The following is a 21,649-nucleotide window of genomic DNA, read 5'->3' as shown; positions in this document are numbered from 1 at the left end:
CGTATCGGGTTTACCGCCGCTTGTCAAAACCAAGAAAAGGCGGACAGGCCAGAAGCTGCGCGCAACTATTACGCGTTTGGCAGTGAAAGCTTAGAAATTGGCCATCCAGGCCCCTGCAATCAGCGCAAGAAAAATCAAACCAGTCGAAAGTGCGCGGTCCCAATTCAAGCGCATCAATAGACCCAATCCACGATAAGAATGCTGAATTGTATGCATGATCAGTCCTCTTGAAACAACTGTAGCTGCCCCACGCTGGAGCAATGCCTTGATCAAACGTTAACAAGAGAATGTGGCTACAATGGGACAACTATCTCGTTTAGAAGTTGTCCCATTATTTCTGTTCAGCAGAAAATATCATTGCCCAGTGCAAAAACCATCAATGCCAGAATTGCACCGAATCCGAGCGTCATCAGAACTCTCATAGCTAAGTCGCTAGGCGGTTTTCCAACCACGGCTTCGTAAGCATAGAACACCAAGTGGCCTCCATCAAGTGCCGGGATTGGGAAGAGGTTCAGCAACCCAACCGCCGTGGAAAGAACCGCGATAAACCAGATAAAGCTTTTTGCTCCCTGGCTGGCCATTGCACCCGACGTTTCAGCGATTCCCAATGGGCCCGACAGATTGCAGGTGTCGATTGCGCCGGTGATCATGTGTTTCAAGCCAGAGAGTGAGGTTTCCACAACCATCCAAACCTGTGATGAACCAGCTGTCAAAGCATCCAGAGGAGCAACAGATTTGGTGGCTGGGCTAAATGCCAAACCACCGGAAATGCCAATTCGCCATTTGGTAGCAAAACTGCCATCAGGTTGTGGCTCATCAATCCGACGCGGCGCTAATGCCAGTTCAATCGTCTGGCCTGTGCGCCAAACCTGTAGCAACAGAACACGTCCCTCTGCATTTTCAACAATCACTTTGAGTTGGTCAAAGGCAACGATAGGTTCTCCATCTACTGCAGTGATAATATCGCCAGGTTCCAATTCGATGTCAGCAGCCGCGCTTCGTGGCGCAACCGAATGCACATATGGAGGCGCTAAGTTTGGTCCGCTGACCGTCACTTCGACCCCATCACGTCGCACCCCATAGTCTAGAGGCTGCTCGGACGGAATTTGGTTTCGAAATGCTGCCCATCTGGCCCCATCCGCAAGGCTCGGCACTTCTAAACCAGCGATCGAAACGACCTCGTCGCCTTCTTGCAGTTCATTCACCAGTCCAGGTATCGGCAACAACTCCCCAACGGTTAAAGTGTCCCGTGGCGTGCCCTGCGCCATAAAGATCCCGGCAAAAATCAGAGTCGACAGCACAAAATTAAAAATAGGCCCCGCAGCAACAGTTGCGGAGCGCGCCCACAACGGTGCACCATGCATGGTGCGACGTAGCAGAGCTTCATCCCCTTCAGCGTCGGCCATCGCCTCTTCATCCTTACCGGAGGCGGCATTGGCATCACCCAGAAATTTCACGAAACCACCAAACGGCAGTAGCGCGACTTGCCAGCGCGTACCGTGCCGATCTACCCTGCTCCACAACACCGGTCCAAAACCGAGCGAAAACACTTCGGCATGAATGCCAGACCAGCGGCCAATGATGTAGTGACCGTACTCGTGCACAGCAACAATAACTGACAGGGCCACCACAAAGCTGGTGAGCGTGTACAAGAAGCCGCCAAACTGCGGAATGAGCGAAACTACGTCCAAAATATTACCCTGCTTGTTTTGTCATGACCATGTCGGCCCTTTGACGTGCCAGATGGTCGATGCGCAGCACGTTATCAAGTGTCATTGCGTCATCAATGAGGCCAGATTGGTCTTCAAAATGGTCGAGCACATGCTCTACAATACTTGCCATCTCCAAAAAACCAATTTTACCAGCAATGAAGTGGTCTAGCGCTCGCTCTTTGGCGCCGTTGAACACTGCCCCCATCATGCCGCCACGTGACATTACACGATAGGCCAAACCCAGTGCTGGAAACCGCGCGGGGTCCGGAGTGGTGAAATTCAACTGACCGATCCGGGCCAAATCCAGCCGTTCAACGGGCAAATCGCGTCGATCAGGCCAGTGTAACGCATAGCCGATAGCATGGCGCATATCGGGAGCGCCCAAATGCGCCATTATCGCCCCATCACAGAACCCAACCAGCGCATGAACCATGGATTCAGGATGAACCAATACTTCAATTTGCTCAGGGGAGACACCAAAGTACTCTCGGGTTTCTATGACTTCCATCGCCTTGTTGAACATCGAAGCACTATCAATCGTAATCCTTTGCCCCATTTCCCAATTCGGATGGTGCAAGGCCTGTTCAAGTGTCGCGTCGGCCAACTTTTCTAACGGCCAATCCCGAAAGGCTCCGCCAGAGGCGGTAATGATAATCCGCTCTACTGCGCTCATATCCTCCCCAACTAGCCCTTGAAAAATAGCTGAATGTTCACTGTCAACAGGTAAGATACGTGCGTTGTGTTCGCGAGCGGTGTCCAACAGCAATGCCCCAGCGCAGACCAATGATTCCTTATTGGCCAAAGCCAGAGTTGTACCTTGCCTCAACGCGGCCAGCCCCGGCGCCAACCCTGCAGCACCAACAATGGCGGACATTATCCAATCAGCCGGTCTCTCTGCGGCCTCAATCAAAGCCTGCTGTCCCGCAGCAACCTCGACATTGGTTCCTGCCAGTGCCGTGCGCAATTCCTCAAGACGGTTGGGATAGGCGGTAACGGCCAAATCAGCACTCAGTGAAATGGCATCTTCTGCCAGTCTAGCAATATTTGCTCCACCGGTTAGTGCTACAACGTCGTAGGCACCTGAATCCCGCCGGATCAAGTCGATGGTATTTTGACCAATCGACCCGGTTGCGCCAAGTATAGATATTTTACGCATTACAGTGTCCCGCTAGGCAGGCCCCAAAAAGTAAGAAAGATCAGAACCATAACAGATGCCCCAAGCATTCCGTCAAAACGGTCAAACAGCCCACCATGACCAGGTATAAGTGCACTGGAATCTTTGACGCCCATTTTTCGCTTCAGCGCACTTTCGGCAACATCCCCAGCTTGGCTGGCCATCGACACAAGAACCGATAGTACGACAAGACCAAGGCCAACCCCTTGGGCTTGCCCAAACCAAATCCCAACCAAAGCCGCAGCAAGCCAGCCTGCTGACGTACCGGACCAGGTTTTCTTGGGACTGACCCGCGGCCAAAATTTCGGCCCGCCAAAAATTTTTCCCGCGAAATACCCAGCAACATCAGTCACGACCACAACGCCAATCAGCCACAGCATCCACTGCATGCCAAAAACGTTCCGCAACCAGAAAAAGCCAAACCCCGCGATCAAAATCCACAAGGAAAAGCCGAAATAGTAAAAGCGGCGTTGAGACAACTGTGACAACCCAACAAGCGCCGGAGCCACCAATAAAGGCATCCACATCTGGGGCCACAAAGCTGCTGCGAGCGTCGCAGCAGCTCCCAGCAGGCCTAGTTGCAGCGCAACAGCGCGCTGATCCGGGCCCAACATGCGCACCAGTTCCCAGACTAGCCCTCCACAACACAGAGCAATCAAAACATCAAACACTAAGCCACCAGCTACAACGGCAACTCCACCCAGAAACAGCATTACAACGGCTGAAATTAGACGGGGGGCCAGGTCAGCCCAGCGATCCTTGGTGCTCATGTGTTTACTGCTCCAAAACGCCGTTCGCGGCGACCATAGCGATCACACAGTCTTGCCAACTCAGTTGCGGTGAAATCGGGCCATAGTGTATCGATGAATTCGTATTCTGCATAGGCTGACTGCCACAGAAGAAAGTTTGATATTCGAGCTTCGCCGCTGGTACGGATCACCAGATCAGGATCTGGCAGAACATGGGTATCCAGATATCGCGGCAGAGTTTCTTCGTCGATATCTTCGGGATTCAGCGTTCCTTCGGCGACGTCTCGCGCCAGTCGCTTGGTCGCCCTCGCAACCTCGTCCCGCCCACCGTAATTCAGTGCGATCGTCAGATGAGTCCCGACATTGGCTGAGGTTTCCAGCTCAAGCTGGTCCATCAACTTGACCAATTTAGAATCCAACCGCAAGCGATCGCCAATGAAACGAACACGCACATTGCGGGTTGCCAGGGCTTTCATCTCTTTCGAGATATACCGTCTGAACAGGCTCATCAGGCCGGCCACTTCAACCTGAGTCCGCTTCCAGTTTTCTGTGGAAAATGCAAATATCGTCAGATACTCAACGCCCAAACCCGGGCAGGCTTCGACCACTTCACGTACGCGTTTCGCACCAGCATGGTGGCCGAACAATCTAGGACGACCACGCGCCTGAGCCCAGCGGCCATTGCCGTCCATTATGATTGCGATGTGACGGGGCCCAGCCCCCCCTAAAGACGGAGAACTGGTGCCTCCAGCCATGGTATCAGGGTCTTTTGGCATTGTGTGGCGTCAGACCTGCATGATTTCTTCTTGCTTCGTCTCCAGGCTGGCATCCACAACCTTGATCATTTTGTCAGTCATTTCCTGCACTTCAGACTCCCAAAATTTCTGGTCATCCTCAGACATACCGTCAGACTTGGCCTTTTTGATCTGATCCATACCATCACGTCGAATGTTACGGATCGAAACTCGCCCGTGTTCAGCGTATTGACCCGCAACTTTGGTCAACTCACGGCGGCGTTCTTCGTTCAGTTCAGGAATCGGCAGCATGATAATTGTGCCGTTCAGCTGGGGGTTGATGCCAAGTCCGCTTTCACGGATTGCTTTTTCAACTTTACCAACAAGACCCTTATCCCAAACGTTGATTGTAACCATTCGAGGTTCGGGTACGTTGACGGTACCAACCTGGTTGATTGGTGTCTTAGTCCCATAGGCGTCAACCATGATCGGTTCGAGCATCGAACCAGAGGCCCGGCCCGTGCGCAGGCTGGCAAATTCTGTTTTCAAGTTGGCCATTGCACCATCCATACGGCGCTGCAGGTCATCTGTGTCGAGAATGAAATCGTCAGACATGCTGCTCTCTCCCCATCTTTTAAGTGATGTTTTCTAGGCTCATAAGCCATTGGCCAAGTGTTGTATAGCAATCATGGCGTGGAATTAGAACAACGCCAAATGAAATCAGCGGTTCTAAAGCCAATGTCCAATATTTGGTTGGAAAAATATTTTCTGCAAAACGATGGGTCGGGAGACACAGGCCCCCAACCACCCCTTCTTAAGACATGCTTATCCCTGTACGCGCGTGTAGGTCCCCTGCCCCGCCAGAATTCCACGGAATCCACCGGGCTCATCCAAGCTAAATACGATTAGCGGAAGATTATTATCTCGCGCCAGCGCAATCGCCGAGGCATCCATTACGCGCAGGCGCTTGGCCAGAACATCGTCATAGCTGACAGTGTCATAACGCACCGCGTCGGCATGTTCTTTAGGGTCTTTGTCGTAAACGCCATCGACACCGTTTTTGCCCATGAAGATTGCTTGGCATGACATTTCGTTTGCGCGCAGCGTTGCCGCTGTATCTGTGGTAAAGTAGGGGTTGCCCGTTCCCGCTGCAAAAATGCAAACCCGCTTTTTCTCGAGGTGGCGCACAGCGCGACGACGTATGTAGGGCTCACAAACTTGGTCCATCGGGATGGCAGAAATAACCCGGGTAAAAACCTCTAATTCTTCAAGCGCGCTTTGCATTGCAAGAGCATTCATCACAGTGGCCAGCATACCCATGTAATCTGCGGTGGTCCGTTCCATTCCCTGAGCAGACCCAGACAGCCCGCGGAAAATATTACCTCCGCCGATAACCATGCAGATTTCGACGCCCATATCGTGAACCGATTTCACCTCTTCGGCGATGCGCTGTACGGTCGGCGGGTGCAACCCAAACCCTTGATCCCCCATCAGCGCTTCGCCGGAAATCTTCAGCATCACGCGTTTATAGGTTGCAGCGGGTTGGCCGCTCGACTGATCGGTGGAAAGGGGCATGTTGCGCTCCGGAATGTGACGGGGTTAATCTGCCGCGCAAAATGACTCAAAACGACGCCATGTTCAATGCGATGCAACGCAGTATAAGCGCAAATTCGTGACGTTTCTTTAGCAGGCCAGGACAAATACCATGACGTTGCCCCATATTTCACCTGATCAACCCGTTCTAATTGCTGGCCCCACAGCATCGGGGAAGTCTGCTTTGGCACTTGAGATTGCGCAGCGTCAAGGTGGTGTTATCATCAACGCCGATGCCAGCCAGGTTTATGATTGCTGGCAAGTGATAACCGCGCGCCCGTCAATGACTGAAGAAGCCCAAGCCAACCATGCGTTGTATGGTCATATGCCGTATGATGCCTCCTATTCTACTGGCCACTGGTTGCGAGAAGTCGCACCACTGCTGAAAGGACCACACAGGCCAATCATCATCGGCGGCACAGGGTTATATTTTGCGGCGTTGACGGTTGGACTGGCTGAAATCCCGCCAACGCCAACTGAAGTTCGAGCAGCGGGTGATCAGATGGCGCTCGATGAGATGTTGGCAGCATTAGACGCTAAAACGCAGGCGCGAATCGACGTTAAAAACCGAGCGCGAGTTCAACGGGCTTGGGAAGTCTTTCAAACCACCGGAAAATCTCTGTCCGATTGGCAAGATGAGACCCCGCCACCAATGTTGCCACTGAACACCTGCGTTCCTCTGGTATTTGATGTCGAAAAAGATTGGCTGGAAAAACGTATCCGAAAGCGGTTTGATTTAATGCTGGACCAGGGTGCACTGGATGAAGCCAGAGCAATGATGGACCGTTACGATCCTGTTCTACCGTCGTGCCGAGCCATAGGCGTGCCTGAATTGATGGGATACTTGAAAGGTCAATTGACTCTGGAACAGGCGCGCGAGCAAGCCTCGGTCGCAACCCGTCAGTTTGCCAAACGACAGCGCACATGGTTTCGGTCTAAAATGCGGAGCTGGACCCCATATTCGCCTAGCATTTAGCTTCAAATCTAGGCGCATCTTGTCAGAATCAATTATTCATGTGCATTTTTCTGAACCATTGAAAATGTGAAATTCGCTCTAAATGCCCTATGATCCTAGTCCAATTGATGAAATTGAAGTTATGCCATTGTCGGGACTGTATTCGAGCGGTCCTTGGCAAACCGAGCTTGCACATGATCGAGACAGGCATCTTTTAGTCTGGATAACTCGGGGCCAAGGCAGGGTCTTATTGAATGGGGCTCGCCGGGGATTTAGTTCCCACAATGCTCTGTTTATCCCCGCCGGGAACCTGTTTGCGTTAGACGTTGGACGAGGAACCCTAGGGCAAGTCATGTTGGTTCCAGCGTCAAACGCAATTTCGTTACCACACCAGGCGCAACACCTTCGCATCAGTGACCCAACTGAACAGGCCAGCCTGACATCTCTGCTTGAGGTTATGCGACGTGAACAAAGCAAAAATGAAGCCCTTTGGCATCGCGCAATGCAAGCCTACGGCGAATTGGTCGGAATACTGTTGCAACGCCAAACATCGCGCATCACGCCCCAACCCGCTCGACGTAGCGCTGCAAAGCGACTTTCACTGGCTTACTGTTCACGTATTTCTCAGTTTCATCGAGAGAATATTAGCATGGCAGATCACGCAACGGCTCTGGGAGTGACGGCAACCCACCTCACCAGAGTTGTCAAAGCTGAAACCGGCACAACGGCAGCAAGCCTACTGACTGAACGCCAGCTTTACGCCGCTCACCGTTTGTTGATCGAAAGCGATATGCCAATACAAAATGTTGCCGCTGAGCTGAATTTTCGCAGTGCGGCTTATTTTACGCGGTTCATTACCATGCATACAAAACGAACCCCAAGCGCCCTTCGTAAGCAATCCCGCACCTGATTCTCCACACAGAGCAAAAACTTCGTTGTCGCACTGTTGGACACAACAGTAATGGACACATCTGACTAGAGCATGCCATGCAAATGCTATAAACGACGGTAAAATGTCGCAATTATCCACCAAACCGTCGAAACAGTGCATTGACCTACGGCCATATCTGAGGCGGAATAAGCAAATGGGGAAACCAAATCTATATACCGCACCTTCTTTGGCCTGACTGGCTCCTAGCAAAGGTGCCGGTTACATTTCAATTAATCCCATTGGTGCGACAGGGAGAGTTTTCATGACAATAGACACAATCAATGGTGCGCCTGCACATTGGGCGGCAAGTATGCACGCCCAGGAAGTATTTGACGGCAAATTGGACCGCCGTGAATTCCTGACCCGCGCCACGGCTTTGGGTGTGACATCTGCCGCTGCCTACGGAATGATCGGCCTGCAGGCGCCAGCACAAGCAATGAGCCATGCAAAAGCAGGTGGCACGTTACGTGTACAGATGAGTGTTCGCGAGCTCAAAGACCCACGTGTTTATGCCTGGTCCGAAATGGGCAACCAAACACGCGGCACACTTGAATATCTGGTTGAATACAACTCTGACGGTACATTCCGCGGTATGTTGCTGGAAAGTTGGGAAATCAACGAAGACGCCACCGTCTACACCCTGAATGTGCGTAAAGGCGTGAAGTGGAACAATGGCGACGATTTTACTGCCGAAGACGTTGCCCGCAACATTGAAGGCTGGTGCGATAAGGGCCTTGAAGGCAATTCCATGACTGGTCGTTTTGCCACTATCGTTGATGAAGCAAGCGGCAAGGCCATTGCTGGTTCGATTGAAGTGGTTGACAGCCATACGGTGCGCCTGACCCTTCCCAATTCGGACATCTCGTTGATCGCCGGCATGTCGGACTATCCAGCCGCTGTAACGCACTCTAGTTTCCAGTCAAACGATTTCACTGCGAATGTAGGCACCGGCCCCTATATGTTGGACGAACTTGAAGTCGGTATCAAAGCCACTTTGGTGAAAAATGAGAACCACACCTGGTGGGGTGAAGAAGTCTATGGTGCAGCTGCACTGGACCGCATTGAATACATTGATTTTGGCACTGACCCTGCGTCATGGATGGCCGCAATAGAATCTGACGAAGTTGACATGCTGCATGAAACTGTGGGTGAGTTTATCGATGTCCTGGATTCACTGGACTATCCAAAATCTGAAGTGGTAACGATGGGTACAATTGTTATCCGACCCAATCAGCTGGCTGAGTTCGATGGCAAGAAAGTCTATGCCGACAAGCGTGTACGAAAGGCGCTGCAGATGGCTGTTGATAACGCTGTTTGCCTTGAACTTGGCTATAGCTCACGTGGCCAGGTGGCAGAGAACCATCACGTTGGTGCGATCCATCCCGAGTATGCCCAACTCCCCAAACAAGAGGTGGATGCCGAAGGTGCGCGGGCTCTAATGGAAGAAGCCGGAATGATGGATTTCGAGCATGAAATCATTTCCATCGATGACGATTGGCGTAAGAACACCACTGATGCGGTAGCGGCTCAATTGCGCGATGCTGGTTTCAAGGTGAAGCGGACAGTCTTGCCCGGCTCAACCTTCTGGAACGACTGGGTCAAATACCCCTACAGCTCAACCAACTGGAACCATCGTCCACTGGGTGTCCAAATCCACGCACTTGCCTATCGCACCGGTGAAGCCTGGAACGAATTTGGCTGGTCAAATGCAGAGTTCGACGCCTTGCTAACCGAAGCGTTATCCTTGGCAGATGCTGACAAACGGCGCGACGTGATGGCCAAAATGGAAGCTCTGATTCAGGACGAAGCTGTGACGGTTCAACCCTACTGGCGCGCCCTGTATCGCCACACACGTGCCGGTGTAGTTGGAGCGGACATGCACGTTTCATTTGAGCACCATCACTACAAGTGGGGCTGGTCAGCTTAAGCCAAGCGTATTTCGAAGTAATATGAAGTCGTCCCGAAAAAGGGGCGACTTTTCCCGGCACCCGCCAAAAACAGCAAGACCTGCACCAGACAGGTCCAGGCGCTGCCTGAGCAACAGGGGACCCTATGGGACTGTTCATCCTTCGCAGACTAAGTGTGATGATTTTCACCGCACTGTGCCTGACGTTTATCGTTTTCTTTCTGACCAACCTTGACGCTAACCTCGAAAAACTGGCCAAGACGCAGGGCAATATGCGTATGTCCGACGCTGAGGTTACGAGCTGGTTGGACAAAAATGGCTATTCCCAACCTACAGTGATTAAATATGGCCAATGGCTTGGCGTATTTCCGGGTTGGACCCGTACTGTGGAAAATGAAGTAACGGGTCGTTGCATATCGGGACCGGTAAGCCCTGAAGATGCAGCTATGGCACCAACATTCTGTGGCATTATCCAAGGCGACTGGGGGTATTCGACAGTCTTTAGGGATGAGGTCTCTACTATTGTAGGTAAGCGCTTGTCATTGACCGGGCGGCTGATGTTTTGGGTTCTGGTTCTCATGGTGCCTTCGGCGCTGTTAATCGGAGTTCTTGCCGGAATGCGTGAAGGCACCCTTACCGACAGATCGTTGTCAACGGTTTCAATCCTGACCACAGCAACACCTGAATATGTTTCTGGCGTGATATTCATCGCCATTTTCACCTCTTCTGCTGTGGGGCTAAAATGGTTCAAAGGTACCGCGACCTCGGCAATGGATAACCCAACATTCGAAAACTTCTTTTTGCCGGTGCTAACCATCGCGCTATACGGCATGGGCTATATTGCCCGTATGACCCGCGCCAGCATGACCGAAGTCATGACGGCACAATATATCCGCACCGCTCGGCTTAAAGGCGTCAGCTTTTACAACATCGTCGTGAAACACGCGCTGCGTAACGCCCTAATCGCGCCTTTTACCGTCATCATGTTGCAGTTCCCTTGGCTCTTGAATGGCGTGGTTATCGTAGAGACTTTGTTCAATTACAAAGGCTTTGGTTGGGTGTTGGTACAAGCCGCAGGCAACAACGACATCGAACTGCTACTAGCGGTTTCCGTGGTTTCCGTTGTGGTCGTCTTATTGACACAGCTGATTTCAGACATCGGCTATGTTTACCTCAATCCACGCATTCGTATCTCATAAGGGAGGAGGAAAATGGACCCTCTCAGCACAGTTGAGATTATCATCCGCATTCTGGTACAGCTTTCACCAGTCTGGACTTCACTAATTTTCCTTTACGCGCTGTCTATCGCATTTAAGCGGCGACTGGGATTGTACGGTAAACTGTTTGATAGCCCAATCGGCATGATTGGCTTTGCGCTGGTCATGTTCTGGGTATTTGCTGGTATTTATGGCGCTATGGACATGATTGTCACCCACGACGAACTGTCACAGGTGTCAGGCATGAAAAACAAAATCCCCGGAACCCCGCTCCGCAGTCCCGAAGAGGGAGAATACCAATGGTATTTGCTTGGGGGTGACAATCTGGCGCGTGATGTGTTCTCACGACTGATCAAAGGCGCATGGGAAGTTATCAAAATTGCTCCAATGGCAGCCGTATTTGCCTTTATGGTTGGGATCACATTGGGCCTCCCAGCCGGGTATTACGGCGGAAAATTGGACACGTTCTTGTCGTTCCTGGCAAACTTGATCCTGGCCTTCCCTGTGATCTTGTTGTTCTACCTTCTGGTGACACCAGAGATCGTTCAGTCCGGCGTTCCGAACTATATGGCGATGGTACTGTTTGTGTTTCCTATCATTTTCTTGGCAGTGTTGTTGAACTCGCGGTTTCACACCCGACCAAGCCTGCGAACACCATTGCTGATTGGGGTTCTTGGATTGGCCATCTGGCTCTACCTGCAATTGGTGTCAAACGGCGGCTACCTTATCCGCACAGCGGACTACAGCATCTATGGCCTCCCGAGGGTACTCGACTTTTTTGATATCGACCCAGGTCTGTTGGTGGTGTTTGTCTCGGTTGTTTTTGTAAATTCACCAACGGTCTTTCGTATCGTACGCGGGCTGACTATGGACATCAAAACACGTGACTACGTGGCCGCGGCCCAGACCCGTGGCGAAGGTCCGTGGTACATCATGTTATGGGAGATCCTGCCCAATGCCCGTGGCCCGCTAATCGTCGATTTCTGTCTGCGCATTGGGTATACAACCATCCTTCTTGGCACCTTGGGCTTCTTTGGACTGGGGCTGGCACCGGAAAGTCCGGATTGGGGCAGCACCATTAACGATGGTCGAAAACTGCTGTCGATCTATCTGCACCCTGCCCTGCCGCCAGCACTGGCATTGTTGAGCCTGGTCCTTGGGTTGAACCTGCTGGCTGACGGCCTGCGTGAAGAAAGCCTGAAGGACTGATGTCTGGGGCCACAGCCCCAGACCCCCAAACTATTTTGGCCTGATGAGGGGATGCAATATTCCCAGACATCGGCAGGGAGAAGACAAATGAACAAGATGGCAGACTACGACGGCCCCATTCTGGAGATCGACAAACTTTCGATTTCATTCTTTACCCGACTGCGTGAAATTCCTGCGGTAATGGACTTTTCAGTCTCCGTCATGCCAGGCGAAGCAGTGGGGTTGGTGGGGGAATCGGGCTGCGGCAAGTCAACAGTGGCGCTGGGCGTAATGCAGGATCTTGGCAAGAATGGTCGGGTTGTAGGCGGTTCAATTAAATTCAAAGGTCAGGACCTGGCCGAAATGAGCCCTGACGAGCTGCGTGACATCCGTGGCAACGAAATCGCAATGATCTATCAAGAGCCGATGGCATCGCTAAACCCGGCCATGAAAATCGGCAAACAGCTGATGGAAGTGCCCATGATTCATGAAGGAGTAAGTAGCAGTGTCGCTTACGCACGGGCGCTGGAAGTTGTGACAGATGTGCGCCTGCCTGACCCGGAGCGGATGCTCAATTCCTTTCCACATCAACTTTCCGGAGGCCAACAACAGCGCATTGTGATTGCTATGGCGCTTATGTCCAAGCCCTCACTGCTTATTCTTGATGAACCAACAACAGCGCTAGATGTAACCGTTGAAGCTGCGGTGGTTGAGCTAGTTCGTGATCTGGGCAAAAAGTATGGCACTTCGATGCTTTTCATCAGTCACAACCTTGGCCTAATTCTAGAAACCTGTGACCGGCTTTGTGTGATGTACTCTGGCGAGGCTGTGGAACGAGGGTCGATTGAAGAGGTGTTCGATGAGATGCAGCACCCGTATACCCAAGCGCTGTTCCGTTCTATTCCGCTTCCAGGCGCTGACAAAAATGCTCATCCTCTTGTTGCAATACCGGGCAATTTTCCCTTACCTCACGAGCGACCAACTGGATGCAACTTTGGCCCCCGCTGCGATTACTTCGAAGAAGGCCGGTGTGATGCGCAGGAAATCCAGATGCGCGAAGTCCCTGGAAATGAACGTCACCATAGCCGCTGTGTAAAGTTTCAGGAAATCGACTGGTCAGCTCCGATTTCGGTCCCCGAGAAAAAGGAAAAAGCCGAGATCGGTAAAGTCGTTCTAAAAATCGACAACTTAAAAAAATACTACGAAGTCTCCGCCAACGCCCTGTTTAGTAGTGGTGATAAGAAAGTTGTAAAAGCGAACGAAACCTTGAGTTTCGAAGCACGAGAATCCGAAACACTCGCCATTGTCGGAGAAAGTGGTTGTGGCAAATCCACCTTCGCCAAGGTGCTGATGGGCTTGGAAACAGCCACAGAGGGTGAAATTCTGCTGGATGGCAACAACATCGAACAAACCCCAATTGATCAGCGCAACACTGGCACCGTGTCGGATATTCAAATGGTGTTCCAGAACCCTTTTGACACTTTGAATCCATCCATGAGCGTTGGGCGGCAAATTGTCCGTGCGCTGGAAATTTTTGGCATTGGAGAATCTGACGCGTCACGCAAGCAACGTATGCTTGAGCTGCTGGATCTCGTAAAACTGCCGCGTGCTTTTGCCGACAGGATGCCTCGACAACTTTCTGGCGGCCAAAAGCAACGAGTTGGCATTGCGCGCGCCTTTGCTGGTGGAGCACGAATTGTGGTTGCGGACGAGCCAGTCTCTGCTCTGGATGTATCAGTGCAGGCCGCCGTCACTGATCTTCTGATGGAAATCCAGCGCAATGAGAAAACCACATTGCTGTTCATCAGCCATGACTTGTCGATTGTGCGCTATCTGTCTGACCGGGTTATGGTCATGTATCTCGGACATGTTGTTGAGATTGGTGATACAGACCAAGTGTTTTCTCCGCCCTATCACCCTTATACAGAAGCGCTACTATCAGCAGTGCCAATTGCGGACACATCAGTCGAGAAACGACACATTGTATTAGAAGGCGATATTCCATCTGCAATGAGCCCACCATCAGGTTGCCCATTTCAAACCCGGTGTCGTTGGAAGAATGAGGTTCCAAACGGACTGTGTGACCAAGACGTGCCGCCAGTAAGGCAACTGACCAATGGGCATCAAATCAAATGCCATCTGACCGAAGAGATACTGGCCCGAATGGAACCAGTGATCAAAATCGCAGCGGAGTAGTCAGCGCAAGAGGCAGGGTATGGTTGATCAGCTGAAAGCAGCTGCTTCATCTATAGTCTGCCAATGCGAAAGCCACTCCTGTCCTCCCAGAGCCGTCAACAGTGGTTGCAGCTGATCTTCGTAGGTCTTCCACTTACCAAGGCCCTTGGAGTTTATACCCTTGCGGATTTGCAGGGATGAAGCGGTGCGGACAACAGACTCCCCCCGTTCAGGGTGCATGCAGGAATCCTGCCAAGGCAGCCCCGTATGTTCGAGCATTCTGCGAATTTGCTCTTCGGGGTTTTCAACGAGTGCACGAAAGGATTGCATACGCATGGCCCCAGCCAGTTTTGCGCTATAATCATCAGCCGATCGGTACACTTCATGTGTCATTTGGGCGATCCAAGACAACTTTTGGGAAAATGCGTTTCCATCCTGAAAGTTGGTAATGAAGTTAGACAATCCTACGTCCAATGGATGACGAACCATGAAAATGAACTTGGCATCCGGCAGCAACATCTGTGCAACCCCAATATCGAGGCAGTTGAGCGGCATCTTGTCGACGATCACCCCGTGCTCATTTGGCAATCCCTTGAGCGCGACCCGATGGAAGTATTCTCTTAGAATAGCAATTTCATCGTCGGTCCGACTTTTCAACCACTGCCACCTGTTTTGACCGGGGGTCAGCCGCTTACCAATTGCAGTCACAGTTTGCGACAATGCAAAGCTTTCTCCAATGGAGCCGACATCCGAGTGGCTGCTTAGAATATTCTCCACCAAGGTTGTTCCTGAACGTGGGAGACCACAGACAAAAATCATCCGAGGTTCACCCTCAGTGACAGGCTTTCCATTGCTAGGTTGAAAGTCCGAAATTTGCGCGTCAATTTGGTTATTTAGATCCTCCAAAGGAAACTCACCAGTCTTGGCGGCTTTGGAGCGAGCAAAATGACGAAATGCTGCGCGATGACGACCATTTTTGGCTTCAATCTGTCCGAGTGTACTGGATACTAACGCCTGCCCCCGTCCAGTAAGTTTTCCTGCCTTGTCCAGTTTGCGAAGCCTGGAAACCTGCTTGGACTCCCGTTTAAACGGTTCCAAGTGATTTAGCTTGAAAATAGCCAAAACGTTGTTGGAATCAACTTTGATCGCCTGCTTGTAGTTGGCAATTGCCCCATCGATGTCACCAGTAAACTGACGCATTTCCGCCAGTTTACCCCAATAAATTGACTTTTTCGGCCAGTTTTCGGTAATAAACTGAAGCAAGGCCAGTGCTGTCGCGGCATCCCCAAGTTCGAAATAACAAATCGCAGCGCGGTTCAGCGTATCAACGCATTTGGCGTCAATTTGCAACATCTTTAGCAACATCGGAAGTGCAAGAGGGAACTCACGTTCCGCGATTAGTTCATCTATTTTTGCAAAGCGCTCTATTCCGCTGGGTGCGATCTCGGAAACGTTAGGAAGCTGAATGTTCTGCATGAGTGACATAGGATATCCAAACCGACGTTGAAGGTTCGAACGAACCAGTGATAACGGTCAATTTAGATAGTTAAGGTGAATTGTTGGTAAACTGTAATCTCTTGACGCAGCCCGTCCCCAAGACACAAAATGTCGCCTCTTTCAGGGCATAGACAGCTTCCCGAAACGATAAAATACGTTTCCAGCCGCACAAATTCACCACACACCAACTAGGGTTCAGATCGTCGATCAGTCAGTGTCTCCAAAAAAGCGACCAAGGCATCTATTCTTTTGTCATCCAAAGCCGGCCCGTGGGTCAGCTCTTTCACCGACAGACTATGGGGAACCTCAGGCATGGCAAACGGCTGGCCAGTTTCCGGGTTAACTTGACGCGCCTCGGAAAGGGAGTTGTAGCGATTGTAGAACAACACAACGGTGCGTAAATCCTGAAACACGCCGTTATGCATGTAAGGCCCCGTCACAGCAACATTGCGAAGGGTTGGGGTCTTGAATTTACCCTGGTGTGCAAGCTCTGTCACCAACGGGTTATTGCCCAAACCCTGATCTATAGTCCCAGGCTCAACACCGTTGGTAGCACGCCCAGCAGTATTCGTCGGCACGCCTATATTATGATACTCGTAGTTGCTGAATGTTTCAGCCGGGTCGATTGGGCTGCTCTTCAATTGATGACACAAATTACAGTTGGTGAACTGCTGTGAAAAAAATAGCAACCGACCTAGCTCTTCCTGATTGGTTAGCTCCACCTCTCCCCGCAAAAAACGGTCGTACTTACTGTCGAAAGGGGAAAATACATCACTTCGTTCAAAACTGGCGATTGCCTGCGTCATAGCGTCGAATGCAACATCTGTTTGCTCAAAGATCTCCGCTCCAAACAACGAATGGAAGGCCGCCACATAGTCCGAATTTTCAGTCAAGCGACCAACCACAGAGCGCTTATCAGGCATCCCCATTTCAATTGGGTTGAGAGGTGGCCCGCCGGCTTGTTCTTCCAATCCATCTGCACGGCCATCCCAGAACATACCCCCTGCCCAGTTTCCCTCGGCGGTTTGATGGAAATCTGGAACAAATGCAGCATAAGCTGCACTTGGCGCATTCCGGTCACCTAATGAAATTCCATCACCGCCTAGCGAGTAAGCCCCATTGGCGCTGCGTCTCGGATCCGCAAATCCATTTTCAGGATCATGACAGCTAGCGCAGGACTGGGTTCGATTTAGTGATAGGTTCTCATCAAAAAACAACGCCTGACCTAGTTCGGTCAAAGTGTTCATCGGCTCGGCCAAAGCGCCACTACAAAGCGTAGTACTCAGGCCAAAAACGAGGGGGAATATCTTCATTTTAATCCGTGTCCTTGGGGGCTACATCCCATTGCCGTGAACACATATGATAGACATTGATCTAGCGCAATTCCTGATTAAATCTCTCAGGTAATTTCACCGGTACCTACACCCCGACGTCCAGCGCCCACCTAGCTTAGAAGAATCACCACGATCATCAGGAGATTCATCGACGAAAATTGTAGCAGCCTGGGGCGGCGCTTATGCCAGTAGGCGCCTAAAGCTGCCAACGGCACCGATAAGCCAAGTCCGGCGAGCGAGAGCGTTCCAACAATCGCTCCTATTAGGCCGCTGTTTGGTCCCCAAGTAGTATCAGGTATTACCATGCCCTTTAATCCAACACCGATCAAAATACCCAAAATAGCGCCAAACAATGTGAGTGCGGCTCCTCGCAGGTCCGGCATCGGTCGCACATTGAGAATGCCATCCACAATCTCAGGTGTTGGAACCGCGCTGGGCTGCCACTGAATACGATTCAAACGTCGATCAAAATTATTGGTAATCAAGGCACTTCCTCCAAAACTCGTGGCAATCTCAACCGAAAATAAGGTGGGCTAAAGACTTCCAGGCGGTGTTAACGAAGCATTAAGGCAAGCTTAAGGCAAAGTTAAAGTAAATCGGAGCAAGCAGGCCTCTCAGCTGCCCCAGATTTTTTTCACGTAGTTCTGGGTCTCTCGATAAGGGGGGATTCCGCCATATTTTTCAACCGCTTTTGGGCCTGCGTTGTAAGCCGCCAATGCCAACTTCCATGACCCAAATTTCTGATACTGGCGCGCCAAGTAGCGCGCACCTCCTTCGAGGTTTTGTTTTGGCTTTTCAGGATCGACCCCAAGTGCACGCGCCGTCGCCGGCATCAACTGCGCAAGTCCAATTGCACCTTTATGGGACTTCGCATTGGGGTTCCAATTGCTCTCTTGTTGAACCAGCCGCAGAAACAAGTCTTCGGGTATGTCGTGCTGGCGCGCCGCCTCCCGAGCCATTTCCAAGTATTCCCCCCGGTATTTCCCCTCATATGGCAAGCTACCCCATTTGGTCGGAGTGTTGATGCTGGGAGGTTGCAGGCGTACCGAGTTGCTATATTGGCTTGCTGCACGACCATCGAGAACTCTCGCATGGGAGGCAAAGAGATTTCTTTGGCTCTTGGTACTAAAAATATCAGCACTGGCGCCTTGTCCAACCGACAAAGACGCGATCACCATACCAACAGCCAGTTTGCGCATTAATCTCTACCTGCCCCGCCCACGTTTCTTGAGCGCAATATATAGAATTCACCTTAAATGAAAAGCGCACCGGCAAATCCTCGCTTGTGCCAACGTACACCGTGGTCCTGGCACCGTAAGTTTTGGGGCGTTCATCCACAGATGTCTGCTTTTATCACCGACACTCGGCCTATACTGTGGCCAACAAGAGGTGCGACCAGATTCGCGCAAACAAGTATACAGCAACAAGGACACGTCTCTCATGGCCGGCTCAGTCAACAAAGTCATTCTCATCGGCAACCTGGGCCGCGACCCTGAAGTGCGCAGCTTTCAAAACGGCGGCAAGGTTTGCAACCTGCGCATTGCTACATCGGAAAACTGGAAAGACCGAAATACTGGCGAGCGTCGTGAAAAAACCGAATGGCACTCCGTAGCGATTTTCAGCGAAGGGCTTGTTCGTGTTGCAGAACAGTTTCTGCGCAAAGGTTCGAAAGTTTATATCGAAGGTCAGCTGCAAACGCGTAAGTGGCAGGACCAATCTGGTCAGGACCGATACTCGACCGAAGTCGTGCTGCAAGGGTTTGGTTCAACTCTGACCATGCTTGATGGACGTGGCGAAGGCGGTGGTGGCGAAGGCGGCGGCAATTATGGCGGCGGCGGTGGCAACTATGACAGCGGCCCCCAGGGCGGCGGCTACGATAGTGGACCAAAGAGTGGCGGTGGTGGGTTTGGCGGTGGCCAGCAATCTGGGCCGTCTCACAGCATAGATGACGACGAGATCCCGTTCTGAAATTGACCAAATAACATCGGTAAAATCTGTTCGACTTTACCAATAAATACAAAGGGCTGGCATTTGTCGGCCCTTTTTGCTGTGGTCTACATTGGGACGCTTACCGACAGACCACACAAGTCAGGAATTCTGTAACCCACAACCAGCGATGCTGAGCTTGGGGCTAGTTCAACCCCTCCCTGTTTATCTGAACAAAAACTGCAATCTCAAATTGCGCCAGCACGCCGCATATGCAGACACTGTATCAATTTCGATCTTCTTTGTTCGTGAACTCAATGCAAAGGCCAAGTCAAATCTCCAAAAATAAACCTGATCTTAAATATGGAATTTCATACCAGAGCTAACGTCTGAAGTGAGGAGATCAGTTTCATGGCAACCTATATTCTACATAGGCTTCCGATTAGCACTCGAATAGCGATGCTTGTTGCTATCCCGATGATACTGATCGTTGTGTTTGCAGTTTCCAGACTTCTTGACCTGTATGAACGTGCCCAGATCAACACTGAGGTAACGGGTGAACTTGTTGAAACCATGAGTAACCTTGTTCATGGATTGCAAACTGAGCGTGGGATGAGTGCGACCTACATCGCCAACGACGACACCAGCGCTTCTCCCGAATTGTCAGAGATCCGAGCGGCAAACACCGAACTGGCGCAATCGTTCAAGAGTGTCCTATCGGAAGTAGATACAAGCACACTACATGACGAAACACTTGGCAAAGTCGACCAAGTAGTTGCCTCCATTGGTCAATTGGACGTGGTTCGACAAAGCGTTGACGAGCAAGATGTTACCGTCCCTGACATGGTGAGCTTCTATACCAATCTCAACAGCAATCTTGTGGATATCGGACTGGCAGCAGCCTTGACCATTGACGACAAAAACATCGCTGAGCAAGGAATGGCGATGTCGATATTCGTACTTTCAAAAGACTCAATTGGGCTGGAACGCGCTGTTGGATCGCTCGGCTTTTCCGCAGTTTGGACCCCGAAAAGAGTGCGAAAGCTGGCTATTGCGGCACAACGCACCCAGGAACGTTTCCGCAGTTTCCAGAGCATTGCATCGGGACAAGCCTATGAACAATTAAAGATCCTTCTGGAAAATGAAGACTACCAGAACATGATGACAATCAGAAACAATATTCTGGCTCGCAACAAATCAGAAATCAAATCGATCACACAAGAAATCTGGTTCGAAACAGCGACCGCGGCCCTTGCTGCAATGAAAGAGATGGAAAACGCGTTGATCTTGCAAATGCGCACAGACATGCAAGCCTTTGATGATGGCAATCGAAATGGCTTCATTCATAACCTTACTGGGTTGAGCGCGCTTGTAGCGATCATCCTAACCCTCTCCATATTGGTCGCCCGAGATATCAGTCAGGGCCTATCAGGACTGAACAAAGCGCTCAAAGAACTTGGCGATTCAAACTTAGATATCGAAATTCCAGGCGCCAACCGTAAAGACCAGTTGGGTTCGATGGCGCGCAGCGTTGTGGTCCTGCGCGAAGGTGCCTTGGAGAAACGTACTGCCGACGCTGAAATGGAAAAAACGCGTCGTGATCAAACTTGGATGGCGCAGCAAGTGGGCAAAGCGCTATCCAGTTTGAACAGAAAGATGCTGACATATCGGATTGAGGAAGACTTCCCCGAAGATTTCAAAACGCTTCGGTTGGATTTCAATGATTCTGCTCAAGCCTTAGAAACGGCCGTCATGTCGGTCAGCCAACTGGCAACCACTGTTGGTAAGGGCACTCAAGCCATCTCGACCAACACAACCAGTCTTGCACAGCGAACAGAGTCTCAGGCCAACGCGCTGGAGCAAACCACGTCTGCTATGAATGAGCTGACGCAAAGCGTTCGCCAATCAGCTGAGAATGCCGATGAAGTGGAAAAAATTGCCCAAAATGCTCGTGCAGATGTGGCCAAGTGCAACACAGTTGTGAACGATACAGTGGAAGCCATGGAGGAAATACGGACTTCCTCTAGCGACATTTCAGCGATTACCAAAGTGATTGAGGACATCGCTTTCCAAACCAACCTTCTTGCACTCAATGCCGGTGTCGAAGCAGCTCGAGCAGGCGAAGCTGGGCGTGGTTTTGCAGTTGTAGCCAGCGAAGTCCGTGTCCTTGCGCAGCGATGCACAGATGCTGTCGGGCAGATCGACGAACTGACGAACCGCAGCTCTGGGCTGGTAGACAGAGGTGCTGATCTTGTTGGCCAAGCAGGCAACGCGATGGACAACGTCAACGATCAGGTGAGCAAGATCTCTGGTTTGATGGAGGAAATTGCGCAGGTGGTCAAAGAGCAGGCTCTCCAGTTGTCAGACATCAACGGCGCCGTTGGCGAACTAGAACAAGTTACCCAGAAAAATGCGAGTATGGTCGAAGAAACAACTGCAGCGTCCGTTCAGTTGTCACATCAAGCCGGAGAGCTGAACCAACTAATATCTCAATTTTCGGTTTCGGAGGAAACGGCCTTCTCATCAGATGATGATTGGTCTCAGGTCGCTTAGTAACC

Annotated in this window: 19 protein-coding genes; 8 read left to right on the top strand and 11 right to left on the bottom strand. The window is 51.3% G+C overall.

The genetic code is table 11. From position 1 onward, the window contains the following. Window positions 1-90: 90 nt before the first annotated feature. From GO984_RS23775 to pyrH, 7 genes are all read right to left on the bottom strand, one after another. Window positions 91-216, bottom strand: a complete 126-nt coding sequence (locus tag GO984_RS23775; protein WP_280818006.1) for a hypothetical protein — start codon at window positions 214-216, stop codon at window positions 91-93. A 125-nt stretch (window positions 217-341) separates the two neighbouring features. Continuing rightward, window positions 342-1,691 carry an RIP metalloprotease RseP gene (rseP, locus tag GO984_RS01060; RefSeq protein ID WP_157020742.1) on the bottom strand — a complete coding sequence of 450 codons (1,350 nt, stop codon included), beginning with the start codon at window positions 1,689-1,691 and terminating at the stop codon, window positions 342-344. A gap of 4 nt (window positions 1,692-1,695) precedes the next feature. Further along, the gene (dxr, locus tag GO984_RS01055; protein WP_157020741.1) at window positions 1,696-2,868 is read right to left on the bottom strand and encodes a 1-deoxy-D-xylulose-5-phosphate reductoisomerase; all 1,173 of its coding nucleotides are present in this window, start codon (window positions 2,866-2,868) and stop codon (window positions 1,696-1,698) included. Continuing rightward, window positions 2,868-3,656, bottom strand: coding sequence for a phosphatidate cytidylyltransferase (locus GO984_RS01050; RefSeq protein ID WP_157020740.1), 789 nt, complete (start codon window positions 3,654-3,656; stop codon window positions 2,868-2,870). Before GO984_RS01050 ends, dxr begins: the two co-directional genes overlap by 1 nt. Further along, complete coding sequence (locus GO984_RS01045) at window positions 3,653-4,411, bottom strand: undecaprenyl pyrophosphate synthase (protein ID WP_157020739.1); 759 nt, start codon at window positions 4,409-4,411, stop codon at window positions 3,653-3,655. Before GO984_RS01045 ends, GO984_RS01050 begins: the two co-directional genes overlap by 4 nt. Before the next feature lie 9 nt (window positions 4,412-4,420). Further along, window positions 4,421-4,984 (bottom strand): ribosome recycling factor, encoded by a 564-nt coding sequence (gene frr / locus GO984_RS01040; RefSeq protein ID WP_157020738.1) that lies wholly within the window; start codon window positions 4,982-4,984, stop codon window positions 4,421-4,423. Between the two features lie 210 nt (window positions 4,985-5,194). Next, on the bottom strand, window positions 5,195-5,944 hold the full coding sequence (pyrH, locus tag GO984_RS01035) for a UMP kinase (protein ID WP_138163143.1): 750 nt from the start codon (window positions 5,942-5,944) through the stop codon (window positions 5,195-5,197). Window positions 5,945-6,074: 130 nt separating this feature from the next. Here pyrH and miaA point away from each other — a divergent pair, with 130 nt between their 5' ends. From miaA to GO984_RS01005, 6 genes are all read left to right on the top strand, one after another. Beyond that, window positions 6,075-6,938: a tRNA (adenosine(37)-N6)-dimethylallyltransferase MiaA gene (gene miaA, locus GO984_RS01030; RefSeq protein WP_157020737.1), complete on the top strand. Its 864-nt coding sequence runs from the start codon at window positions 6,075-6,077 to the stop codon at window positions 6,936-6,938. Between the two features lie 331 nt (window positions 6,939-7,269). After that, the gene (locus GO984_RS01025; RefSeq protein WP_342448048.1) at window positions 7,270-7,827 is read left to right on the top strand and encodes an AraC family transcriptional regulator; all 558 of its coding nucleotides are present in this window, start codon (window positions 7,270-7,272) and stop codon (window positions 7,825-7,827) included. Between the two features lie 283 nt (window positions 7,828-8,110). After that, entirely contained in the window at window positions 8,111-9,775 is a 1,665-nt protein-coding gene (locus tag GO984_RS01020) for an ABC transporter substrate-binding protein (RefSeq protein WP_157020735.1), read from the top strand. A gap of 125 nt (window positions 9,776-9,900) precedes the next feature. Beyond that, a complete protein-coding gene (locus tag GO984_RS01015) occupies window positions 9,901-10,953 on the top strand; it encodes an ABC transporter permease (RefSeq protein WP_157020734.1) in 1,053 nt (350 codons plus the stop codon). 12 nt (window positions 10,954-10,965) lie between these two features. Then, a complete protein-coding gene (locus GO984_RS01010; RefSeq protein ID WP_157020733.1) occupies window positions 10,966-12,180 on the top strand; it encodes an ABC transporter permease in 1,215 nt (404 codons plus the stop codon). Between the two features lie 87 nt (window positions 12,181-12,267). Then, a complete protein-coding gene (locus tag GO984_RS01005; RefSeq protein WP_157020732.1) occupies window positions 12,268-14,355 on the top strand; it encodes a dipeptide ABC transporter ATP-binding protein in 2,088 nt (695 codons plus the stop codon). A 27-nt stretch (window positions 14,356-14,382) separates the two neighbouring features. Here GO984_RS01005 and GO984_RS01000 read toward each other — a convergent pair whose 3' ends face one another. The 4 genes from GO984_RS01000 to GO984_RS00985 all read right to left on the bottom strand — a co-directional run bounded on the left by GO984_RS01000 (window position 14,383) and on the right by GO984_RS00985 (window position 18,364). Then, window positions 14,383-15,819: a tetratricopeptide repeat-containing sulfotransferase family protein gene (locus GO984_RS01000; protein ID WP_157020731.1), complete on the bottom strand. Its 1,437-nt coding sequence runs from the start codon at window positions 15,817-15,819 to the stop codon at window positions 14,383-14,385. A 200-nt stretch (window positions 15,820-16,019) separates the two neighbouring features. Beyond that, entirely contained in the window at window positions 16,020-17,144 is a 1,125-nt protein-coding gene (locus GO984_RS00995) for a cytochrome-c peroxidase (protein WP_157020730.1), read from the bottom strand. Between the two features lie 131 nt (window positions 17,145-17,275). Further along, on the bottom strand, window positions 17,276-17,650 hold the full coding sequence (locus tag GO984_RS00990) for a hypothetical protein (RefSeq protein WP_157020729.1): 375 nt from the start codon (window positions 17,648-17,650) through the stop codon (window positions 17,276-17,278). A gap of 129 nt (window positions 17,651-17,779) precedes the next feature. Beyond that, a complete protein-coding gene (locus tag GO984_RS00985; protein WP_157020728.1) occupies window positions 17,780-18,364 on the bottom strand; it encodes a lytic transglycosylase domain-containing protein in 585 nt (194 codons plus the stop codon). Window positions 18,365-18,605: 241 nt separating this feature from the next. Here GO984_RS00985 and ssb point away from each other — a divergent pair, with 241 nt between their 5' ends. After that, window positions 18,606-19,133, top strand: a complete 528-nt coding sequence (gene ssb, locus GO984_RS00980; RefSeq protein WP_157020727.1) for a single-stranded DNA-binding protein — start codon at window positions 18,606-18,608, stop codon at window positions 19,131-19,133. A 369-nt stretch (window positions 19,134-19,502) separates the two neighbouring features. Continuing rightward, window positions 19,503-21,644 carry a methyl-accepting chemotaxis protein gene (locus GO984_RS00975; protein ID WP_157020726.1) on the top strand — a complete coding sequence of 714 codons (2,142 nt, stop codon included), beginning with the start codon at window positions 19,503-19,505 and terminating at the stop codon, window positions 21,642-21,644. Window positions 21,645-21,649 lie beyond the last annotated feature (5 nt).

Origin of the sequence: Parasedimentitalea huanghaiensis (genome assembly GCF_009753675.1) — a bacterium.
Taxonomy (GTDB): domain Bacteria; phylum Pseudomonadota; class Alphaproteobacteria; order Rhodobacterales; family Rhodobacteraceae; genus Parasedimentitalea; species Parasedimentitalea huanghaiensis.
Note: the sequence above shows the minus strand (reverse complement) of the source record. Positions and strands in the feature narration are given on the sequence as shown.

Excerpts from the sequence above, each read along its gene's own strand:
- dxr (WP_157020741.1), bottom strand. The coding sequence starts at position 2,868 with ATGCGTAAAATATCTATACTTGGCGCAACCGGGTCGATTGGTCAAAAT.
- frr (WP_157020738.1), bottom strand. The coding sequence starts at position 4,984 with ATGTCTGACGATTTCATTCTCGACACAGATGACCTGCAGCGCCGTATG.
- GO984_RS01045 (WP_157020739.1), bottom strand. The coding sequence starts at position 4,411 with ATGCCAAAAGACCCTGATACCATGGCTGGAGGCACCAGTTCTCCGTCT.
- miaA (WP_157020737.1), top strand. The coding sequence starts at position 6,075 with ATGACGTTGCCCCATATTTCACCTGATCAACCCGTTCTAATTGCTGGC.
- ssb (WP_157020727.1), top strand. The coding sequence starts at position 18,606 with ATGGCCGGCTCAGTCAACAAAGTCATTCTCATCGGCAACCTGGGCCGC.
- GO984_RS00975 (WP_157020726.1), top strand. The coding sequence starts at position 19,503 with ATGGCAACCTATATTCTACATAGGCTTCCGATTAGCACTCGAATAGCG.
- GO984_RS23775 (WP_280818006.1), bottom strand. The coding sequence starts at position 216 with ATGCATACAATTCAGCATTCTTATCGTGGATTGGGTCTATTGATGCGC.
- GO984_RS00995 (WP_157020730.1), bottom strand. The coding sequence starts at position 17,144 with ATGAAGATATTCCCCCTCGTTTTTGGCCTGAGTACTACGCTTTGTAGT.
- GO984_RS01025 (WP_342448048.1), top strand. The coding sequence starts at position 7,270 with ATGTTGGTTCCAGCGTCAAACGCAATTTCGTTACCACACCAGGCGCAA.
- GO984_RS01005 (WP_157020732.1), top strand. The coding sequence starts at position 12,268 with ATGAACAAGATGGCAGACTACGACGGCCCCATTCTGGAGATCGACAAA.
- GO984_RS01000 (WP_157020731.1), bottom strand. The coding sequence starts at position 15,819 with ATGTCACTCATGCAGAACATTCAGCTTCCTAACGTTTCCGAGATCGCA.
- GO984_RS01020 (WP_157020735.1), top strand. The coding sequence starts at position 8,111 with ATGACAATAGACACAATCAATGGTGCGCCTGCACATTGGGCGGCAAGT.
- pyrH (WP_138163143.1), bottom strand. The coding sequence starts at position 5,944 with ATGCCCCTTTCCACCGATCAGTCGAGCGGCCAACCCGCTGCAACCTAT.
- GO984_RS00985 (WP_157020728.1), bottom strand. The coding sequence starts at position 18,364 with ATGCGCAAACTGGCTGTTGGTATGGTGATCGCGTCTTTGTCGGTTGGA.
- GO984_RS01050 (WP_157020740.1), bottom strand. The coding sequence starts at position 3,656 with ATGAGCACCAAGGATCGCTGGGCTGACCTGGCCCCCCGTCTAATTTCA.
- GO984_RS01010 (WP_157020733.1), top strand. The coding sequence starts at position 10,966 with ATGGACCCTCTCAGCACAGTTGAGATTATCATCCGCATTCTGGTACAG.
- GO984_RS01015 (WP_157020734.1), top strand. The coding sequence starts at position 9,901 with ATGGGACTGTTCATCCTTCGCAGACTAAGTGTGATGATTTTCACCGCA.